This window comes from Streptomyces sp. NPDC007856 (assembly GCF_042868225.1).
Classification (GTDB): Bacteria; Actinomycetota; Actinomycetes; order Streptomycetales; family Streptomycetaceae; genus Streptomyces.
Map to the genome: position 1 here is coordinate 459,946 of NZ_JBIAEC010000004.1, position 18,091 is coordinate 478,036.

The following is an 18,091-nucleotide window of genomic DNA, read 5'->3' on the forward strand; positions in this document are numbered from 1 at the left end:
CGCACTGCGCGGACCCCGTGTCGCCGCGATGATCAGCCCGTCCGGAAAAAGACCGGATAACAAAAGCGCTTCCAACGGCACAGGCGCCGCCCGGAGGACACTTGGAGTTTTGGGAACCACAACTGCAACTGAGATCGACAGTAGCACGCCGCAGCGGCCTGTGTACGGCGAAGAATCCCACTCCACTTAAAGCGGTAGAGAACCTGTCTGCCTGTTCCGTTGAAATCTCAGCTCGAGGGCACAGATATTTACCCAGCCGGAGCGTAACGTTTCAGGGAGCATTGGCGGCCAGATCGAAGACCATCAAGGACCAGACCGTCGATCAGCTCGGGGAAGCAGCAGCATCCTGGTGCGGCAACGCCGTGCGCGCGAGGAGATGGACCGGCTGATGGATCAGTACCTGACCCTCGACGACCTTCACCAGCGGGAACGCGTCCTGGGGCAGGTGGTGCAACTGGTCTTCAGCCATGCCTTCGTGGAAGAGACGGTGCTGTGGCCCGCCGTACGAGCCTCAGTCCCGGACGGCGAGGAACTGACGGCCCGGGCCGAGGAAGAACATCAGCAGATCAGCAGCGATCCCGGGCGGGAGGAAAGGTGCAGGACATCAGGGACGAGGAAGACCTCCTCCCCTCCTGGTTGCAGGACACGATGGACACCGGCCGGGTACGCACACTCGGCACCACCTGGGCGGCGGCACGACTGACCGCCCCGACGCATCCGCACCCAGTCATCCCCGGCGGCCTCCCGGGAACGCCCTGCTGGGTGTACCGCTGAGCGAGGCTCTGGGCATCGGCAGCTCTCCTCGCGACGCAGAAAGTGATCGCGGCCTGGCCGGGATGCTCGCTACCGCTTTCGTGGCCGTCGCGGCACAGCGCCCCAAGCGGAACTGGGCGCCCCGAACCGTGTTCCTTGCCGGAGCCGCGTCGATCATCGCCGGAGTGCTGCTCTCGACGCGCCTGGCCGCCATCACCATCGCGCAGGTTCCGTCAGTACGCCTGGGCAGCGAGGCCAGCGGTGAAAAGGGCCTCGTCAGCGCTCTGATCGGAGAGCACCGCCGCGGCGATGCAGCACTCGGAGGCCGGGAGTCTGTCATCAGCGTGGCCAGCCCTGGCCCGGTCGCCGCCCGACTCGACGCACGAACCGCACAGTCCACCCCTTCATTCACAACCTCACGCACCATCAGAGCGAGCGTCACATGAGCGTCAGAACTGCCTGGCGCGGACCCTGCGAAGACCGGGAGCACCACGCGCCCGCCTTCCCCGTCACTGATCAAAGCCGCAGGTCAGGGGCGTACGTCCGGCACGCGACCCGGTCCACGTCATGCGCCCACCGAAACATGTCGACGCGGCCGGCCCGGATCCTGGGAGTCAGGAAATCAGCAGGTCAGAGCGCCTTCGCAGCAGGCTCCAAAATCGCCACGCACTCCACGTGCGACGTCATCGGAAACAGATCGAACGCCCGAAGCGTCCGCACCCGGTACCCGCCCTCGCGGAAGTACGCCAGGTCCCGGGCCAGGGCGGCGGGATCGCAGGCGACGTAGGCGACGCGGCGGGCGCCTAGGGAGCAGAGGTGGTCCACCGTCGCGCGGCCCGCGCCGGCCCTGGGCGGGTCCAGGACGATCAGGTCGACCTCGGTGATGCCCGTGCGCGGCAGGACCGACTCGACCTTGCCCTGTTCGATGCGCACCCGCGGGAAGTCGGCGAGGTTGTGGCGGGCGTCCTCCACCGCACGCCTGCCGGACTCGATGCCGAGCACCGCGCCCTTCTCGCCGAGCCGGTCGGCCAGCGCCCCCGCGAACAGCCCCACGCCGCAGTAGAGGTCCAGGGCCATCTCACCCTTGCGCGGGAGCAGGCCCTGCATGACCGCCGTCACCAGGGTGTCCGCCGCCTTCGGGTGGACCTGCCAGAAGCCGCCGTTCCCGACGCGGTGGGTACGGCCGTCCGCGCGTTCGCGGACGAAGGGGCGGCCGTGGACGCGGTGCACCCCGCCGGACTTCTCGTCGACCCTGAGGACCGACACCGGCTTGTCCAGTTCCACCAGGGGGAGGCGGGCACCCGGGCGCGGCGTCAGGATCACCTGGCGGTCCTGCGAGCCCGTCGCCGCGATCGCCTCGACCGACTCCATGCCGGTCCAGTCCCGCCGCTCGATGCCCAGCTCGCTGACGCCCTCCGCCGCGATCATGCAGTGGTCGATCCGCTCGACCTCGTGCGAGCGGTGGCGGCGCAGACCCGCGTGGCCCTCGGCGTCGACGGCGTACTGCACACGCGTGCGCCACTGCGGGACCTGGCCGGCCGGCAGCTTGTCGCCCTCGGCCGGCATCACCGTGCCGTCCCAGCCGGCCTCCTCGGGCGTGAGACCCGCGAGCCGCTTGAGCTGTTCGGCGATCACCTCGCCCTTGAATCGCCGCTGGGCGCCGGGCTTGGCGTGCTGCCAGTCGCAGCCGCCACAACGGCCGGGGCCGGCGAAGGGGCAGGGGGCCTCGATGCGGTCCTTGGACGCCTCCAGGATCGCCACCGCGTCCGCGCGGAGGAAGCGGGCTCCCTCCTCGCCCTCGGTCACCTTCGCCACCACACGTTCTCCCGGCAGCGCGTGCCGGACGAACAGCACCTGGCCCTCGGCCGTGCGGGCGACGCAGTGGCCCCCATGGGCGACGGGGCCGATCTCGACCTCGTACTCCTCCCCGACCAGCGACTTCTTCGGTTCTGCCTGCATGGCGGGGTGACTCCAGATCGGGAACGGGAAACGGCCGGACAACAGCCCACCAGTCTACGTGGCTGTCGTCCGGCCGTTCACCACAGGCCGAGGCCCGGGCTCAGGGGGCCGAGCCCCCGGCTCAGTCCTTGGCCGTCGACGGCTCCTTGGGCCGCTCCGCCGCCGGACCGCGCCGCACCGCACCCGGCGCGTTCCACTCCTGCCGCTTGCGGGCCCGCTGCCTGGCCGCTTCGGAGGACTGCAACTGGTAGGGCACCGAGGTCACCATCACGCCCGGCGTGAACAGCAGGCGGCCCTTCAGGCGCAGGGCGCTCTGGTTGTGCAGCAGATGCTCGTACCAGTGGCCGACCACGTACTCGGGGATGATCACGGCGACCGCGTCGCGCGGCGACTCCTTGCGCAGGCTCTTGACGTACTCGATCACCGGGCGGGTGATCTCGCGGTAGGGCGAGTCCAGGACCTTCAGCGGTACGTCGATGCCGCGCCGCTCCCACTCCTCGTGCAGCACCTTGGTCTCGGCCGGGTCGACGTTGACCGTCAGCGCCTCCAGGGAGTCCGAGCGCATCAGCTTGGCGTAGGCCAGGGCCCGGAGGGTGGGTCGGTGGATCTTGGAGATCAGGACGACCGAGTGCACACGGGACGGGCGGACCAGGTCGTCGTCCGGCTCCTCGGGGGCCGAGAGCTCCTCGGCGACGCCGTCGTAGTGCTTCCGGATCGCGGTCATGGTCGCGTAGAAGAGGCACATGCCGAGCAGGGCCACCCAGGCGCCGTGCGTGAACTTCGTGACCAGGACGACGACCAGCACCAGCCCCGTGAAGAAGGCACCGAAGGCGTTGATCGCGCGGGAGCGCATCATGCGGCGGCGCGCCGCCGGGTCCTGCTCGACCGCCAGGTGCCGGTTCCAGTGCTTGACCATGCCGGTCTGGCTGAGCGTGAAGGACACGAACACGCCGACGATGTACAGCTGGATGAGCCGCGTGGAGTCGGCGCCGTAGATGAACGTCAGCAGGGTCGCGGCGCCCGCGAGCAGCACGATGCCGTTGGAGAAGGCGAGGCGGTCGCCGCGGGTGTGCAGCTGGCGCGGGAGGTAGCGGTCCTGGGCGAGGATCGAGCCGAGCAGCGGGAAGCCGTTGTACGCCGTGTTCGCCGCCAGGAACAGGACCAGCGCGGTGGCTGCCGCGAGGACCACGAACAGGAAGCTGCCCTTGCCGAAGACGGCCTCGGCGACCTGGGAGATCACCGGGTTCTGGACGTAGCCGGAGCCGATCGGGCGACCGCCCCGGATCAGGTCGGTGGCCGGGTTCTCGGCCATGCGGACCTTGGTCGACATGGCGAGGGCGATGATGCCGCAGAACATGGTGACGGCCAGCAGGCCCATCATCGCGAGCGTGGTCGCCGCGTTCTTCGACTTGGGCTTGCGGAAGGCCGGAACGCCGTTGGAGATCGCCTCCACACCCGTCAGCGCGGCACAGCCGGAGGAGAAGGCGCGCAGCAGGAGGAAGACGAGCGCGAAGCCCGCGAGACCCTGGTGCTCGGCCTTGATGTGGAAGTCCGCGGTCGGGGCGCGCATGGTGTCGCCGAGGACCAGGCCCCGGACGGCGCCCCACGCGATCATGATGAAGACGCCGCCGACGAAGACATAGGTGGGGATCGCGAAGAGCTTGCCGGACTCCTTCACACCGCGCAGGTTCATCAGCGTCAGGAGCACGATCACGGCGACCGCGCACAGCACCTTGTGCTCGACCACGAACGGGACGGCGGAGCCGAGGTTCTCGATGCCGGAGGCGATGGAGACGGCGACGGTGAGGACGTAGTCCACGAGCAGGGCGCTGGCCACCGTGAGGCCCGCCCTGGAGCCCAGGTTGGTGGTGGCGACCTCGTAGTCGCCGCCGCCGCTCGGGTAGGCGTGGACGTTCTGCCGGTAGGAGGCGACGACCGTGAACATCAGCACCACGACCGCGACGGCGATCCACGGGCTGAAGTGGTACGCCGAAACGCCCGCGACGGACAGGACCAGCAGGACCTCGCCCGGCGCGTAGGCGACGGAGGACAGCGGGTCGGAGGCGAAGACGGGGAGTGCGATGCGCTTCGGCAGGAGCGTTTCGCCCAGCCGGTCACTGCGCAGTGCGCGCCCGATCAGGATCCGTTTGGGCACGTCGGTCAGTTTGGACACGAGAGAGGATGGTAGGCCTTCGAACTGGCAGCCGCCCACCCGGTCTGTGCGATCTGCCTCACGAGTGAAATCAGGGGCGCACGGAACTGCGGATTCCGTGGTCCGCGCGCTCCCCGTGCCTAGATGGCAGACCCCGCTTGTCATCGCGCACCTCGGAGGACCCATGCCCGCCGCCGCGGAGCTGATCGGGGCGACTGTCGCCCTCGTCGGCATCGGAATCCTGACCCTGTGCAGCGTGCGCAGCATCACTCGCCGGACTCCGCCCCCGTTGATCGCGGACTCCGATCGCTGACGCTGCTCAGGCGCGTGATCGCGGAGGGTGATCATGGCGAACCGGCGCAGGGGGGTGCCCGCCCCCGGCGCCCGTGTGTAGCTTTGGGCCTCGGTCTGAGACCCTGATGCTGAGCAGTAACTTTTGGACACCGGAAGGACGGTCGTGCACATCGTCATCATGGGCTGCGGAAGAGTGGGCTCCGCTCTTGCCCAGACCCTGGAGCAACAGGGCCACACGGTCGCCGTGATCGACCAGGACCCCACCGCCTTCCGCCGGCTGGGCCCGGGCTTCGGTGGCCGCCGGGTCACCGGTGTCGGCTTCGACCAGGACACCCTGCGTGAGGCGGGCATCGAGGAGGCCGGCGCCTTCGCGGCCGTCTCCAGCGGTGACAACTCCAACATCATCTCCGCGCGCGTGGCCCGCGAGATGTTCGGCGTGGAGAACGTGGCCGCCCGTATCTACGACCCGCGCCGTGCCGAGGTCTACCAGCGTCTGGGCATCCCCACCGTGGCGACGGTCCGCTGGACCGCCGACCAGATGCTGCGCCGGCTGCTGCCCTCCGGTGCCGAGCCGCTGTGGCGCGACCCCACCGGCGGGGTGCAGCTCGCCGAGGTGCACGCCTCCCCGAAGTGGGTCGGGCACAAGATCAGCAAGCTGCAGGAGGAGACGGGCGTCCGCGTGGCGTTCCTGACCCGCCTCGGCGAAGCGATCCTGCCGACCTCGCAGACGGTGCTGCAGGAGGGCGACCTCGTGCATGTGATGATGCGGTCGGACGACGTCGAGAAGGTCGAGGCGGCGTTCGCCCAGGGCCCGGAAGAGGAGAGCGGTCACTGATGAGGGTCGCCATTGCCGGAGCCGGTGCCGTCGGTCGCTCGATCGCGGGCGAGCTGCTGGAGAACGGCCACGAGGTCCTGCTCATCGACAAGGCCCCGACCGCCATCTCGGTGGAGCGGGTGCCCCAGGCGGAGTGGCTGCTGGCCGATGCCTGCGAGATCACGTCCCTGGACGAGGCGGCGCTGCAGCGCTGCAACGTCGTCATCGCCGCGACCGGCGACGACAAGGTCAACCTGGTCGTCTCGCTGCTCGCCAAGACGGAGTACGGCGTCCCGCGCGTCGTCGCCCGTGTCAACAACCCGAAGAACGAGTGGCTGTTCAACGAGGCGTGGGGCGTGGACGTCGCCGTCTCCACCCCGCGCCTGATGTCCGCCCTGGTCGAGGAGGCGGTGAGCGTCGGCGACCTGGTCCGGCTGCTGCGCTTCAGCCACGGCGACGCCAACCTCGTCGAGCTGACCCTGCCCGAGGAGTCGGCCCTGGCCGGCACCCAGGTGGGCGACGTCCAGTGGCCCGAGGACACCTCCCTCGTCACGATCATCCGCGGCACCCGCGTGCTGACCCCGTCCAAGGAGGACTCCCTGGAGCCGGGCGACGAACTCCTCTTCGTGGCCGCCCAGGCCCGCGAGGAACAGCTGGAGGAGCTGCTGTCGGTGCGGCGCGAGGACACAACGAGCTAGCCGATGCGCTGCCGCGCCAAGGGCCCGGGGATCGCCGGATCCGCCGGGCCCTTCACGCTGCGCTGACCGTCGGCAGCGCCCCGCTCGCTCACGCCGGCGCCCCGGCAGCACACGCCCCTTCACCGCGAGAAGGCCACGCGGTCGGCCCGGGACCCTCGGTGAGCCCCGAACCGGTGCCAAGCCGCGGTGCCACGGTCGGCTGACCCTCCCGGCGGTGCCGTCCCCCGGCCGCGGATGCGCTGCCGCGCCAAGGGCCCCGGGATCGCCGGATCGCCGGGCCCTTCGCGTGCGGACGCTCGGGGACTCCGGCCCCGGCCACCGGCCGCCCGCCGCTCACGCCGGTGCCGCAGCAGCACGCCGGCAGGGCGCTGCCGTACATCACCTCGAAGATGTCCCGGTCGCGGTGGAGGGATGCCCCGAGGATGCCCACCACGGAGTGGGTTCGTACGCGGGCGAGGTCCGCCGGTACGAATGGCCCGACCACCTGAGCTCCCAGGTGTTTCCCTCAGCCTTCAGCCGCCTCTCACGTGAAGTCGGCCGCTGGGAAGCCGCGGTGCCGTGCCGGCTAGGCCTCCCGGCGGTGCCGTCCGCCGGTCGCCTCGCCGCCCTCGGCGGCCAGCGCCGCCTTGCGCTCCGCCTCGGCCTTCTCCTCGGCCTCCATCTCGGCGAAGACGTCGATGGGCGCGGGGGCCTTGGCGAGGAAGATCCAGGTGAGCCAGACCGCCAGCAGGAACGGCGGGATCTTCAGGGCGACCAGGACCCAGCCGAGCTTGGCGGTGTCGGACCACCAGTAGAGCGGGAAGAGGATCGCGCACTTGGCGAGCAGGATCAGGCCCCAGGCCCAACTCGCCTTCGCATAGGCCTTCTTGCGGCCGGGGTTGCGGGTGCGCCAGGAGAGGTTCTCCTTGAAGACCGGGCCGAGGATGAGGCCGATCAGGGGCACACCGGCCAGGGTCGTGACGATGTACGCCACCGCCAGGCCCAGCGTGTAGAGCATGCCGGGGAGGTAGAAGTCCTTGGCGTTTCCGGTGAACATCGCGAAGACGACACCGAAGGCCACACCGAAGACACCGCTGAAGGCGTGCTTGACGGTGTCCTTCATGGCGAGCCGGACCACGACCAGGACCAGGGACACGATCAGCGCGGCGATCGCCGACACGTGCAGGTTCTTGTCGATCGTGAAGATCGCGACGAAGAGCAGGCCCGGCACGACCGTCTCGACCATGCCGCGGACACCGCCGAACGCGTCGAACAGCGCGGCCTCGGTCACCGCACGGGCATCGCCGGTTCCGTCGGGCGGACTCTGGTCGGTGCCTTCGGTCGGCTTGTCGAGGGACGTCACCGGCTACTCCCGTCCGAGGGGTCGCAGTTCGTATTTCGGGTTGAACAGCACCCGGCGGCCGCGGCTCATCGAGATCCGGCCCGATGCGATCAGCTTGCGCCCCGGTTCTATGCCCACGATGGAACGCCTGCCGAGCCACACCACGTCCAGCGCGGCGGAGCCGTCGAACAGCTCGGCCTCCAGGGCGGGGACCCCGGCGCGCGGACGCAGGGTGACCGTGCGCAAGGTACCAGTTACGGTGACGATCTGCCGGTCGTGGCAGTCGCCGATCTTCGTACAGCCCGCGGCGTCGGCGTCCTCGCGCAGTTCCTCGGACTCCAGGTCCTCCTGCGACGAGGAGAGCCGGTCGAGCATGCGCCGGAACCGGCCGGCCGGCTTTTCGGAACGAGGAACAGCACTCATACCTGAAGCGTACCGGGGCACACCGACAGCGCCGTGGCCAAGCTCACTTCGCAGCCCACTCACTTGGCAGCGCTCACTTCTCGAACCGGTACCCCATACCCGGCTCGGTGATGAAGTGCTTCGGGTGCGAGGGGTCCGTCTCCAGCTTCCGCCGCAGCTGGGCCATGTACACGCGCAGATAGTTGGTCTCGGTGCCGTACGACGGCCCCCACACCTCCTGCAGCAGCTGCTTCTGGCCGACCAGCCGGCCGGTGTTGCGGACCAGCACCTCCAGCAGGTGCCACTCGGTCGGGGTGAGGCGGACGTCCTTGCCCGCGCGGTTGACCTTCTTGGCGGCCAGGTCGACGGTGAAGCCCTCGGTCTCGACGCTCGTCACGTCGTCCTCGCCGGGCCCGACCGGCTCGGCCCGGCGCACCGCGGCCCGCAGCCGGGCCAGCAGCTCGTCCATGCCGAAGGGCTTGGTGACGTAGTCGTCGGCGCCCGCGTCCAGCGCCTCGACCTTCTCGTCCGAGGAGTGCCGGGCGGACAGGACCAGGATGGGCACACGGGTCCAGCCGCGCAGGCCCCTGATCACCTCGACGCCGTCCATGTCGGGCAGGCCCAGGTCCAGCACGACCACGTCGGGGTGCCGGGAGGCGGCGAGGTCCAGGGCGGTACGGCCGTCGGGCGCCGCGTCGACCTCGTACTTGCGCGCCTTCAGGTTGATCACGAGGGCGCGCACGATCTGCGGCTCGTCGTCGACCACGAGCACCCGGGTCGTCATAGGGTCTGCCTTTCTGGTTCTGCGATGTCCGGGCCCAGGTCCAGGGGCTCGGGACCGGATCCCGCCGCCCGCAGGCTCAGGACCATGGTGAGTCCGCCGCCCGGCGTGTCCTCGGCGGTGAGGGTGCCGCCCATGGCCTCAGCGAAGCCCCGGGCGACCGCGAGGCCGAGCCCGACCCCGGCACCGCGGGGGGCGTCGCCGTACCGCTGGAACGGCTCGAAGATCCGGTCCTTGGCCTCGTCCGGTACGCCCGGCCCGCGGTCCACCACGCGCACCTCGACCCGGTCGGCGATGGCGCTGGCGGAGACCAGCACGGGCCTGCGCTTCGGGCTGTACTTGACGGCGTTCTCCACCAGGTTGGCCACGGACCGCTCCAGCAGCCCGGGATCGACCTCGACCATCGGCAGGCTCTCGGGCACGTCCAGCTCGACGCTGCCCTCCGGGACGCCCCCGAGTGCCATCGGTACGACCTCGTCCACGTCGATCTCGCGGATCAGCGGCGTGACCGTACCGGTCTGCAGGCGGGACATGTCGAGGAGGTTGCCGACGAGGTGGTCCAGCCGGTCGGCGCCCTCCTCGATGGCGGCCAGCAGCTCGGCCCGGTCCTCGTCGGACCACTCGACGTCGTCGGAGCGCAGCGAGGACACCGACGCCTTGATGCCGGCCAGCGGGGTGCGCAGGTCGTGGCTGACGGCCGCGAGCAGGGCGGTGCGGATGCGGTTGCCCTCGGCGAGCGCGCGGGCCTGGTCGGCCTCCTCCTGCAGGCGCCGGCGGTCCAGGGCGACGGCGGCCTGCGCGGCGAAGGCGGCGAGCACCCGGCGGTCCTCGGCGGGCAGCACCCGGCCGGTGAGCGCGAGCGCCAAGTGGTCGCCGACCGGCATGTCGACGTCGGCGTCCTCGGGCCGCTCCAGCGGCCGGCCGAATCCGGCGCGCCCGGCGCAGGTCCAGGGCTCGGTGTCGCCCGCCCGCTCCAGCAGCGCGGCCGACTCCATCGCGAAGGTCTCCCGGACCCGCTCCAGCAGCTCCTCCAGACTGGTCTCGCCGCGCAGCACGTTCCCGGCGAGGAAGGAGAGTATCTCCGACTCGGCGCGCAGCCGGGCGGCCTGGTGGGTGCGCCGGGCGGCCAGGTCCACCACCGAGGCGACCGACATGCCGACGCCGAAGAAGATCGCGATGGCGACGATGTTCTTGGGATCCGCGATGGTCAGCCGGTGCAGGGGCGGGGTGTAGAAGTAGTTCAGCAGGAGCGAGCCGAAGGCCGCCGAGGCCAGCGCGGGCAGCAGGCCGCCGAGCAGCGCCGCCGCGACGGTGACGGTCAGGAACAGCAGCATGTCGTTGGCGAGGCCGAGGGCCACGCTGTTCAGCAGCACCGCGAGGACCGCGGGGCCCAGCAGGCCCACCGCCCAGCCCCAGATGATCCGGGCCCGCCCGAGCCGGGCGCCCCGGGCCACGGGCAGCCCGCGGCCCCTGGCGACCTCCTCGTGGGTGACGATGTGGACGTCGAGGTCGGGCCCCGACTCCCGGGCGACCGTGGCGCCGACGCCGGGCCCGAAGACGTACTGCCAGGCCTTGCGGCGCGAGGAGCCCAGCACGATCTGGGTGGCGTTCACGCCCCGCGCGAAGTCCAGCAGCGCGGCCGGTATGTCGTCGCCGACCACGTGGTGGAAGGTGCCGCCCAGGTCCTCGACGAGGGTGCGCTGGACGGCCAGCTCTTTCGGGGAGGCCGAGGTCAGCCCGTCGCTGCGGGCTATGTACACGGCGAGCACCTCGCCGCCGGCGCCCTTCTCCGCGAGCCGCGCGGCACGCCGGATGAGGGTGCGCCCCTCGGGGCCGCCGGTCAGCCCGACCACGATCCGCTCGCGGGAGCCCCAGATCTTGGAGACCTGGTGTTCGCTGCGGTAGGCGTTCAGGTACTCGTCCACCCGGTCCGCCACCCACAGCAACGCCAGTTCGCGCAGCGCGGTGAGGTTGCCGGGGCGGAAGTAGTTGGACAGGGCCGCGTCGACCTTGTCCGGCTGGTAGATGTTGCCGTGCGCCATCCGCCGGCGCAGCGCCTCCGGGGACATGTCGACCAGCTCGATCTGGTCGGCCCGCCGTACCACCTCGTCCGGGACGGTCTCGCGCTGCCGCACGCCGGTGATCGATTCCACGACGTCGCCGAGTGACTCCAGGTGCTGGATGTTGACGGTGGAGATCACGTCCACACCCGCGGCGAGCAGCTCCTCCACGTCCTGCCAGCGCTTGGCGTTGCGGGAGCCGGGGATGTTCGTGTGGGCGAGTTCGTCCACCAGGGCGACGGCCGGCGCCCGGCGCAGCACGGCGTCGACGTCCATCTCGCCGAAGGTGCTGTCCCGGTACTCCAGCCGCCGGCGCGGCACCTGCTCCAGGCCGTGCAGCATCACCTCGGTGCGCGGCCGGTCGTAGTGCTCGACGAAGGCCACGACACAGTCGGTGCCCCGCTCCACGCGGCGGTGCGCCTCGGAAAGCATGGCGTAGGTCTTGCCCACGCCCGGTGCCGCACCGAGGTAGATCCGAAGTTTGCCGCGTGCCATGGCTCCATTGTCTTCCGGTGACTGCTGCCTACGCAGCGTCGACCTTACGGCCAACAATCACGGCCCAACGTGACAGAGGGGCGGGCGACGGGCAACTTTGACGCAACCCTGATGAGAGTGCTGACGGCCGCCCGGTTCAGTGCTCGACGATCTCGCCGTCGCGCAGTTCCAGCACTCGGTCGGCCAGGTCGAGGAGGGTCGCGTCGTGCGTGGCGACCAGCGCGGACGGGGGTCCGTCCGGGTCGGCGGAGGCCGGCCCCTCGCTGCGTACGACGGCCCGGAGCAGCTCCATGACGGCGTGCCCGGTCTCGGCGTCGAGCTGGCCGGTCGGTTCGTCGGCGAGGAGCAGGGCCGGCCTGCTGGCGAGGGCGCGGGCGATGGCGACCCGCTGCTGCTGCCCGCCGGACAGCTCACCGGGCCGCTGGGCGGCATGGCCCGCCAGCCCGACGAGGGAGAGCAGCAGCTCGACCCGCTCCTCGCGCTCGCGCGGGTCGGCCCGGCACAGCCTGAGCGGTACGCCGACGTTCTCGGCGGCGGTGAGGATCGGGATGAGCCCGAAGGACTGGAAGACGAACCCGATCCGGTCCCGGCGCAGCCGCAGCAGCTCGCTCTCGCCCAGCTCCCCCAGCTGCCGCCCGTCCACCTCGACCCGCCCCCGGTCGGGCGTGTCGAGCCCGCCGACGATGTTCAGCAGAGTGGTCTTCCCGGACCCGGAACGCCCCTTGAGAGCGACGAGCTCACCCCGCCGCACCTCCAGCGAGACCCCGCGCAGGGCATGCACCACCGCGGCACCGCGCCCGTACGACTTGTGCACGTCCTCGACCCGCACCATGGTCCCGGTGACCACCCGTCCGCCCATACGGCCTCCCCCATCGATGGGGCGCCAGTATCGCGCCCCAAAGGGGCGTGGGGAACTGCCCGAGCAACCACGACGAACCCGCGCTCGGCGACGGCGCGAACCGCAAAACGGGCCGCACCCCGCAAAGGCACGGCCCGTACATCCCTGCTGAACCCAGCGGAGCGCCTAGCGGACCTCCGTGATCTCCGGCCCGCGCTGCAGCTGACCCATCCCGCCCGAGAAGCGGGAGCCCTCCTCCTGCTGCACCCCTTCGGGCACCATCTGCGCGTCGTTCGGCAGCTTGAGGACGATCGGGTCGCGAGGCGCCATCGGCCCCTCACCGCGGACCACGACCGTGTCGCGGAAGATCTGCTCCAGCAGCCCGGCGGCCTGCGGCTGCACCGCGCCCTGCCCGGAGATCACACCGCGCAGGAACCACCGCGGGCCGTCCACGCCCACGAACCGCACGACCTGGAAACCACCCGTGCCGTCGGGCAGCTGCACCGGTACCTGGGCGCGCAGCTCCCAGCCGAGCGGGCCCTCGGCCTCGTCGACGATGCCACCCTGCTGGGTGATGCCGGACGCGATCTCCTCGCGGACCTCGCCCCAGATGCCCTCGCGCTTGGGCGCGGCGAAGGCCTGGAGCTGGATGGCGCTGTCGCGCAGCACGACGGTCGCGGCGACGATCGCGTCACCGGCGACCTCGACCCTGAGCTCCATGCCGTCGACGCCCGGTACGAACAGTCCGCCGAGGTCCACCCGGCCCTCAGCTGGGTCGCGCACCTCGCTGCTGTCCCAGGGCCCGTCGGGCCGCGGCCCGGGCTCCAGCCGGACGCGCTCGCGCTCGGCCTCGGCTTCTTCCTCGTCCGCCTCGGTGTCGACGCTGTCGACGACCTGCTCGGCCTCGCCGGCCGCGTCCTCGGCGGCACCCTTCTTCTTGCGACGTCCGAACACGTCACTGTCCTTCCCGGTCGGATACGACCGAAGCGTATCGATTCCCACCCGTCGGACCGCCATCGGCGGCCTGACCGCTTGTGCCGCTCTCGCCGCCCACCGCGGCATGACCGCCGGTGGACCCGAAGCCCCCTTCGGCCCGCGTGGAGTCGGGAAGCTCCGCGACCTCCTGGAAGCGGACCCTCTCGACCTGCTGGACGACCAGTTGGGCAATCCGGTCGAAGCGCTCGAACCGCACGCTCTCACGCGGGTCGAGATTCACCACGATCACCTTGATCTCCCCACGGTACCCGGCATCAACCGTCCCCGGGGCATTGACGAGGGCGACACCGCAGCGAGCGGCGAGACCGGAGCGTGGGTGCACGAAGGCCGCGTACCCCTCGGGCAGGGCGATCGACACACCCGTGGGGAGCACGGCTCGCTCCCCGGGACCCAGTTCGCACGGCTCGGTGGTGCGCAGATCGGCTCCGGCGTCCCCCGGATGCTCGTACGCCGGAAGCGGTACGTCGGGGTCGACGCGCCGGAGCAGCACGTTCAGGGGGCCACGGCTCACGGGTTCACCTCGAAGGCGCGGGTACGCCGGATCTGGTCCGGGTCGCTCATGGCGGCCTGGATCTCCTCCTCGCGGCCGTGGTCGGTGAAGTGGTCGACCTTGACCTCGATGAAGAGGGCGTCGGCGCGGACCGCGACGGGCCCGTCGGGGCCGCCGATGCGGCCGGTGGCGGTGGAGTAGATCTTCCGCCCGGCGACGGCGGTGACCTCGGCCTCCAGGTGCAGCGTGGTGCCGACGGGCACGGGCCGCACGAAGTCGGTCTCCAGCCGGCCGGTGACGGCGATGGTCCGCAGCAGCCAGTTCAGCGAGCCGAGGGTCTCGTCGAGGGCCGTGGCCAGCACTCCGCCGTGCGCGAGGCCCGGGGCGCCCTGGTGGGCGGGCTGGACGGTGAACTCGGCGGTCAGCGAGACACCCTCGCCGGCCCGGGCCTCCAGGTGCAGTCCGTGCGACTGCCCGGGGCCACAGCCGAAACAGTGTGCGTAGTGGGCGCCGAGGAGTTCTCCGGGCGCGGGCGCGTCGGGGTGCCGTACCGGTTTCACCGCGTCGGCGGGGGGCTGAAGGCTTGCGGAACTACCACTCACAGGCGCAGACCTTACCCGCGCGTCGGGGCGATACGGATCCCGTGCCAAGCTTGGCTCCATGCAGCTCTCCGCCACCCCCTACGAAGAACGCCTCACCACCCCCCGCTCGTGGTGGCTGATCAGCTTCCTGGTGGGCGTCTCCTTCGCCCTGATCCTGCTTCCCTTCGGCACTCTGCCGCTGCTGGGCGGCCTGGTCGGCGGTACGGCCGCGGCGGCGGTGGTCGCCAGTGCGTACGGCTCCCTGCGCATCCGGGTCGTGGGCGACTCGCTGATCGCGGGCGAGGCGAAGATCCCGGTGTCGGCGCTGGGCGACTCGGAGGTGCTGGACGCGGAGGAGGCCCGTGCCTGGCGGACGTACAAGGCCGACACGCGCGCCTTCCTGCTGCTGCGCGCCTACATCCCCACGGCGCTGCGGGTGGAGGTCACGGACCCGGAGGACCCGACGCCGTACCTGTATCTGTCGACGCGGGAGCCGGAGAAGCTGGCGGCGGCGATCGAGGCCGCGCGCAAGGCGGACGCGTAGCCCTCCGGCGGGCCGGCTAGAACTCTTCGGGAAGGTCGCGCAGCTTCAGCGGTTCCGCCGGCTCCTCCAGCGGCGGCAGCTCGGCCAGTTCCTCCCAGGGCACCTGGATCTTGCGCAGGTCGGCCCGGACGTGCGCGGCGAGTTTCTTGGTGTCCCGGCGGTTCATGACCGCCCCGACCGCGGCGCCCACCATGAAGGGCATGAGGTTGGGCAGGTCGCGGACCACCCGCTTCATGATCTGCTGGCGCAGTTCGCGCTTCATGCGGACGCTGAGGGCCGCGTCGTACGTCGACGGCTTCATCACGTCGATGCCGCGCTCCCCCGACCAGGAGGACAGATACGCGGTACTGCGGGTCTTGAGGTTCCCCGGCGGCCGTAGGCCGTAGACCTCGTGCAGTTCGGCGACGAGCTTCAGCTCGATCGCGGCGACCCCGGTGATCTCCGCGGCCAGTTCGGTCGGCATCGCGGGCGGCACCGGCAGCATCGCCGCCGCTCCGATCCCGGCTCCCACCGTCGAGGTGCCGGCCGCCGCGCCCGCCACCAGCTTGTCGGCGAGTTCTTCGGGTCCGAGACCCGGGAACTGCCGGCGCAGGGTCGCGAGGTCGCGTACGGGGACACGCGGGGCGATCTCGATGATGCGGTCCGCGAGGTAGGCCAGGCCCGCGCGGGCGCCGCTGCCGCCCCTGCGGACCCCTTCCCGGGCCAGGTCCCAGGCCCTGTCGCGCATCACCGCGGCCCGTCGCCGGGCGACGGGCGCGGGCTGCTGCACCGGCGCCGGGTGGTCCGCCCGGTCGGTCGCCGGTTCGAGCGGGGCCACCACTCCGGGTGCGCCCCGCTCGTCGTCACGCGCGCCGTACGAGCCGTCGGACGGCTCTTCGTCCGCTTTCCCCAGGGAGAAGCGGCGCTTCCGTGGAGGGGTCGAGCCAGACACGGCCGACCCCTCCTCAGTCGCAGTCGCGGCAGATCGGCTGACCGTTCTTCTCCCGGGCCAGCTGGCTGCGGTGGTGCACCAGGAAGCAGCTCATGCAGGTGAACTCGTCCTGCTGCTTCGGCAGCACCCGGACGGCCAGCTCCTCGTTCGAGAGGTCGGCGCCGGGCAGTTCGAGGCCCTCGGCGGCCTCGAACTCGTCGACGTCCACCGACGAGGTGGACTTGTCGTTCCGCCGGGCCTTCAGCTCTTCAAGGCTGTCCGAGTCGACGTCGTCGTCGGTCTTGCGTGGAGTGTCGTAATCCGTTGCCATATCGCTCTCCCCCTCTGGGTGTCTGCGGTGTCTCCAGCGCACGTAACGCGTGAGAGGCCGGACTTGTGCCCGACCTGAGGCGGAGATTTTGCCTCACATCAAGGTCTGTTACTCAATCGACACCCAACCCGACCTCTCAAGAGTGATCGGCTTGGATGGCGGTGAGGACCGTACACGGTTCGAATGCCGCACCTCAAAGGCGCCTCACCGTGTACTTCCCGTGATCATGAGCCCTGAAAACTGGGACTTTCCCGGCTTTCTGCCATGTTTCATGATCACAGAGAGTACATGGCTGAAAATCCGTCCATGTGATCGATCACACAACGGCAAGCCCATTCGGAGGCTGAAAAATTCCGCGTAAAGCGAACATCTCCCGTGCGTGTCGATTCCGGGCCCAGGTGGGCCGGTCACGGATCACAGGGGCAGGGTGACCCGCATCACCAGACCCCCGCCCTCGCGGGGCTGCGCCACGATGTGGCCGCCGTGCGCGCGGGCCACGGACCGGGCGATGGACAGGCCGAGTCCCACGCCCTTGTCGCTGCCTGTGCGCTCCGTACGGAGCCGTCTGAAGGGCTCGAAAAGGTTGTCGATCTCATACGCCGGCACCACCGGCCCGGTGTTCGTGACGGTCAGCACCGCCTGCCCGTGCTGGACCTCGGTGGTCACTTCGACCCAGCCCTCATCCGACACGTTGTACCGCACCGCGTTCTGCAGCAGGTTCAGCGCGATCCGCTCCAGCAGCACGCCGTTGCCCTGCACCACCGCCGGCTTGCGCTCGCCGCGGATCTTCACGCCCTTGGCCTCGGCCTCGGCGTGCACCTGGTCGATGGCCTGGGTGGCGACCTCGGCCAGGTCGACGGGCCCCCGCTCGACGATCTGGTTGTCGCTGCGGGCGAGCAGCAGCAGACCCTCGACGAGCTGCTCGCTGCGCTCGTTGGTGGCCAGCAGCGTCTTGCCCAGTTGCTGCAGCTCCACCGGCGCGTTCGGGTCCGACAGATGGACCTCCAGAAGCGTTCTGTTGATCGCGAGCGGGGTGCGCAGCTCATGGGAGGCGTTGCCGACGAAGCGCTGCTGGGCGGTGAAGGCCCGCTGCAGCCGCTCCAGCATGTCGTCGAAGGTGTCCGCCAGCTCCTTCAGCTCGTCGTCCGGGCCGTCCAGCTCGATCCGGCGGGACAGGTCGGACCCGGCCACCTGACGGGCGGTGCGGGTGATCCGGCCCAGCGGGGACAGCACGCGGCCGGCCATCGCGTAACCGAACGCGAAGGCGATCACGGCGAGGCCCAGCAGGGCCAGCAGGGAGCGGCTGAGCAGGTCGTCCAGGGCCGCTTGGCGCTGCTGGTCCACGCAGTGGGCGATCACTTCGTTGAAGTCCGACAGCGGCACCGGGTTGGAGTTGATCGCGGTGATCGCGGGGCAGTTGTCGCTGGTGACCCGGATGTTCGTCCCGCTGACGATCTTGAACAGCGGCTGGTTGCCGGTGCTGATCGCCTGCGCGGCCAGGAGGTAGATGATCGACAGCAGCAGGATGCCGGCGATCAGGAACATGCCGCCGTAGAGCAACGTGAGCCGTATGCGGATGGTCGGGCGCAGCCACGGGAAGGGCGGCTGCGGCCTTCTGGGGTCCCAGGTGGGTTTCGGTGGCGCCTGGGGCGGCGCGGGTGTGGCGGCCATG

The 18,091-nt window shown here is 70.7% G+C and carries 19 protein-coding genes; 5 read left to right on the forward strand and 14 right to left on the reverse strand.

Annotated features, from left to right (window positions below; genetic code table 11):
* Positions 1-322 precede the first annotated feature (322 nt).
* The gene (locus ACFYOH_RS13285; RefSeq protein ID WP_388624984.1) at positions 323-469 is read right to left on the reverse strand and encodes a hypothetical protein; all 147 of its coding nucleotides are present in this window, start codon (positions 467-469) and stop codon (positions 323-325) included.
* On the opposite strand from ACFYOH_RS13285, the gene ACFYOH_RS13290 reads away from it, so the two are divergent.
* Positions 401-703, forward strand: coding sequence for a hemerythrin domain-containing protein (locus tag ACFYOH_RS13290; protein WP_388624982.1), 303 nt, complete (start codon positions 401-403; stop codon positions 701-703). The genes ACFYOH_RS13285 and ACFYOH_RS13290 overlap by 69 nt on opposite strands.
* Positions 704-836: 133 nt before the next feature.
* On the forward strand, positions 837-1,199 hold the full coding sequence (locus ACFYOH_RS13295) for a hypothetical protein (RefSeq protein WP_388624799.1): 363 nt from the start codon (positions 837-839) through the stop codon (positions 1,197-1,199).
* Positions 1,200-1,383: 184 nt separating this feature from the next.
* Here ACFYOH_RS13295 and ACFYOH_RS13300 read toward each other — a convergent pair whose 3' ends face one another.
* Positions 1,384-2,712, reverse strand: a complete 1,329-nt coding sequence (locus ACFYOH_RS13300) for a class I SAM-dependent RNA methyltransferase (protein ID WP_388624802.1) — start codon at positions 2,710-2,712, stop codon at positions 1,384-1,386.
* 121 nt (positions 2,713-2,833) lie between these two features.
* The gene (locus ACFYOH_RS13305; RefSeq protein ID WP_388624805.1) at positions 2,834-4,885 is read right to left on the reverse strand and encodes an APC family permease; all 2,052 of its coding nucleotides are present in this window, start codon (positions 4,883-4,885) and stop codon (positions 2,834-2,836) included.
* Positions 4,886-5,321: 436 nt separating this feature from the next.
* On the opposite strand from ACFYOH_RS13305, the gene ACFYOH_RS13310 reads away from it, so the two are divergent.
* Positions 5,322-5,993 (forward strand): TrkA family potassium uptake protein, encoded by a 672-nt coding sequence (locus ACFYOH_RS13310; RefSeq protein WP_055704256.1) that lies wholly within the window; start codon positions 5,322-5,324, stop codon positions 5,991-5,993.
* Positions 5,993-6,670, forward strand: coding sequence for a TrkA family potassium uptake protein (locus ACFYOH_RS13315; RefSeq protein ID WP_055704257.1), 678 nt, complete (start codon positions 5,993-5,995; stop codon positions 6,668-6,670). The genes ACFYOH_RS13310 and ACFYOH_RS13315 overlap by 1 nt, the downstream gene beginning before the upstream one ends.
* Positions 6,671-7,235: 565 nt before the next feature.
* Here the strand turns inward: ACFYOH_RS13315 and ACFYOH_RS13320 are convergent.
* From ACFYOH_RS13320 to ACFYOH_RS13355, 8 genes are all read right to left on the reverse strand, one after another.
* Positions 7,236-8,012 (reverse strand): DUF3159 domain-containing protein, encoded by a 777-nt coding sequence (locus ACFYOH_RS13320; RefSeq protein ID WP_388624808.1) that lies wholly within the window; start codon positions 8,010-8,012, stop codon positions 7,236-7,238.
* Positions 8,013-8,015: 3 nt separating this feature from the next.
* On the reverse strand, positions 8,016-8,414 hold the full coding sequence (locus tag ACFYOH_RS13325; RefSeq protein WP_351806002.1) for an OB-fold nucleic acid binding domain-containing protein: 399 nt from the start codon (positions 8,412-8,414) through the stop codon (positions 8,016-8,018).
* Between the two features lie 73 nt (positions 8,415-8,487).
* Complete coding sequence (locus ACFYOH_RS13330; protein ID WP_388624811.1) at positions 8,488-9,177, reverse strand: response regulator; 690 nt, start codon at positions 9,175-9,177, stop codon at positions 8,488-8,490.
* Entirely contained in the window at positions 9,174-11,729 is a 2,556-nt protein-coding gene (locus ACFYOH_RS13335) for an ATP-binding protein (protein ID WP_388624814.1), read from the reverse strand. Before ACFYOH_RS13335 ends, ACFYOH_RS13330 begins: the two co-directional genes overlap by 4 nt.
* A gap of 136 nt (positions 11,730-11,865) precedes the next feature.
* Entirely contained in the window at positions 11,866-12,588 is a 723-nt protein-coding gene (locus ACFYOH_RS13340) for an ABC transporter ATP-binding protein (protein ID WP_388624817.1), read from the reverse strand.
* A 165-nt stretch (positions 12,589-12,753) separates the two neighbouring features.
* A complete protein-coding gene (locus tag ACFYOH_RS13345) occupies positions 12,754-13,521 on the reverse strand; it encodes a DUF3710 domain-containing protein (protein WP_388624820.1) in 768 nt (255 codons plus the stop codon).
* Position 13,522: 1 nt separating this feature from the next.
* Positions 13,523-14,074, reverse strand: coding sequence for a dUTP diphosphatase (gene dut / locus ACFYOH_RS13350; protein ID WP_388624823.1), 552 nt, complete (start codon positions 14,072-14,074; stop codon positions 13,523-13,525).
* The gene (locus ACFYOH_RS13355) at positions 14,071-14,655 is read right to left on the reverse strand and encodes a PaaI family thioesterase (protein ID WP_388624826.1); all 585 of its coding nucleotides are present in this window, start codon (positions 14,653-14,655) and stop codon (positions 14,071-14,073) included. The genes dut and ACFYOH_RS13355 overlap by 4 nt, the downstream gene beginning before the upstream one ends.
* Positions 14,656-14,713: 58 nt before the next feature.
* Here ACFYOH_RS13355 and ACFYOH_RS13360 point away from each other — a divergent pair, with 58 nt between their 5' ends.
* Positions 14,714-15,178 carry a DUF3093 domain-containing protein gene (locus ACFYOH_RS13360; RefSeq protein ID WP_388624829.1) on the forward strand — a complete coding sequence of 155 codons (465 nt, stop codon included), beginning with the start codon at positions 14,714-14,716 and terminating at the stop codon, positions 15,176-15,178.
* Between the two features lie 16 nt (positions 15,179-15,194).
* Here ACFYOH_RS13360 and ACFYOH_RS13365 read toward each other — a convergent pair whose 3' ends face one another.
* The 3 genes from ACFYOH_RS13365 to ACFYOH_RS13375 form a co-directional block, all read right to left on the reverse strand.
* Positions 15,195-16,109, reverse strand: a complete 915-nt coding sequence (locus ACFYOH_RS13365; protein ID WP_388624832.1) for a hypothetical protein — start codon at positions 16,107-16,109, stop codon at positions 15,195-15,197.
* Positions 16,110-16,122: 13 nt separating this feature from the next.
* Positions 16,123-16,419: a DUF4193 domain-containing protein gene (locus tag ACFYOH_RS13370; protein ID WP_003997302.1), complete on the reverse strand. Its 297-nt coding sequence runs from the start codon at positions 16,417-16,419 to the stop codon at positions 16,123-16,125.
* A 414-nt stretch (positions 16,420-16,833) separates the two neighbouring features.
* Entirely contained in the window at positions 16,834-18,090 is a 1,257-nt protein-coding gene (locus ACFYOH_RS13375; protein WP_388624835.1) for a sensor histidine kinase, read from the reverse strand.
* Position 18,091 lies beyond the last annotated feature (1 nt).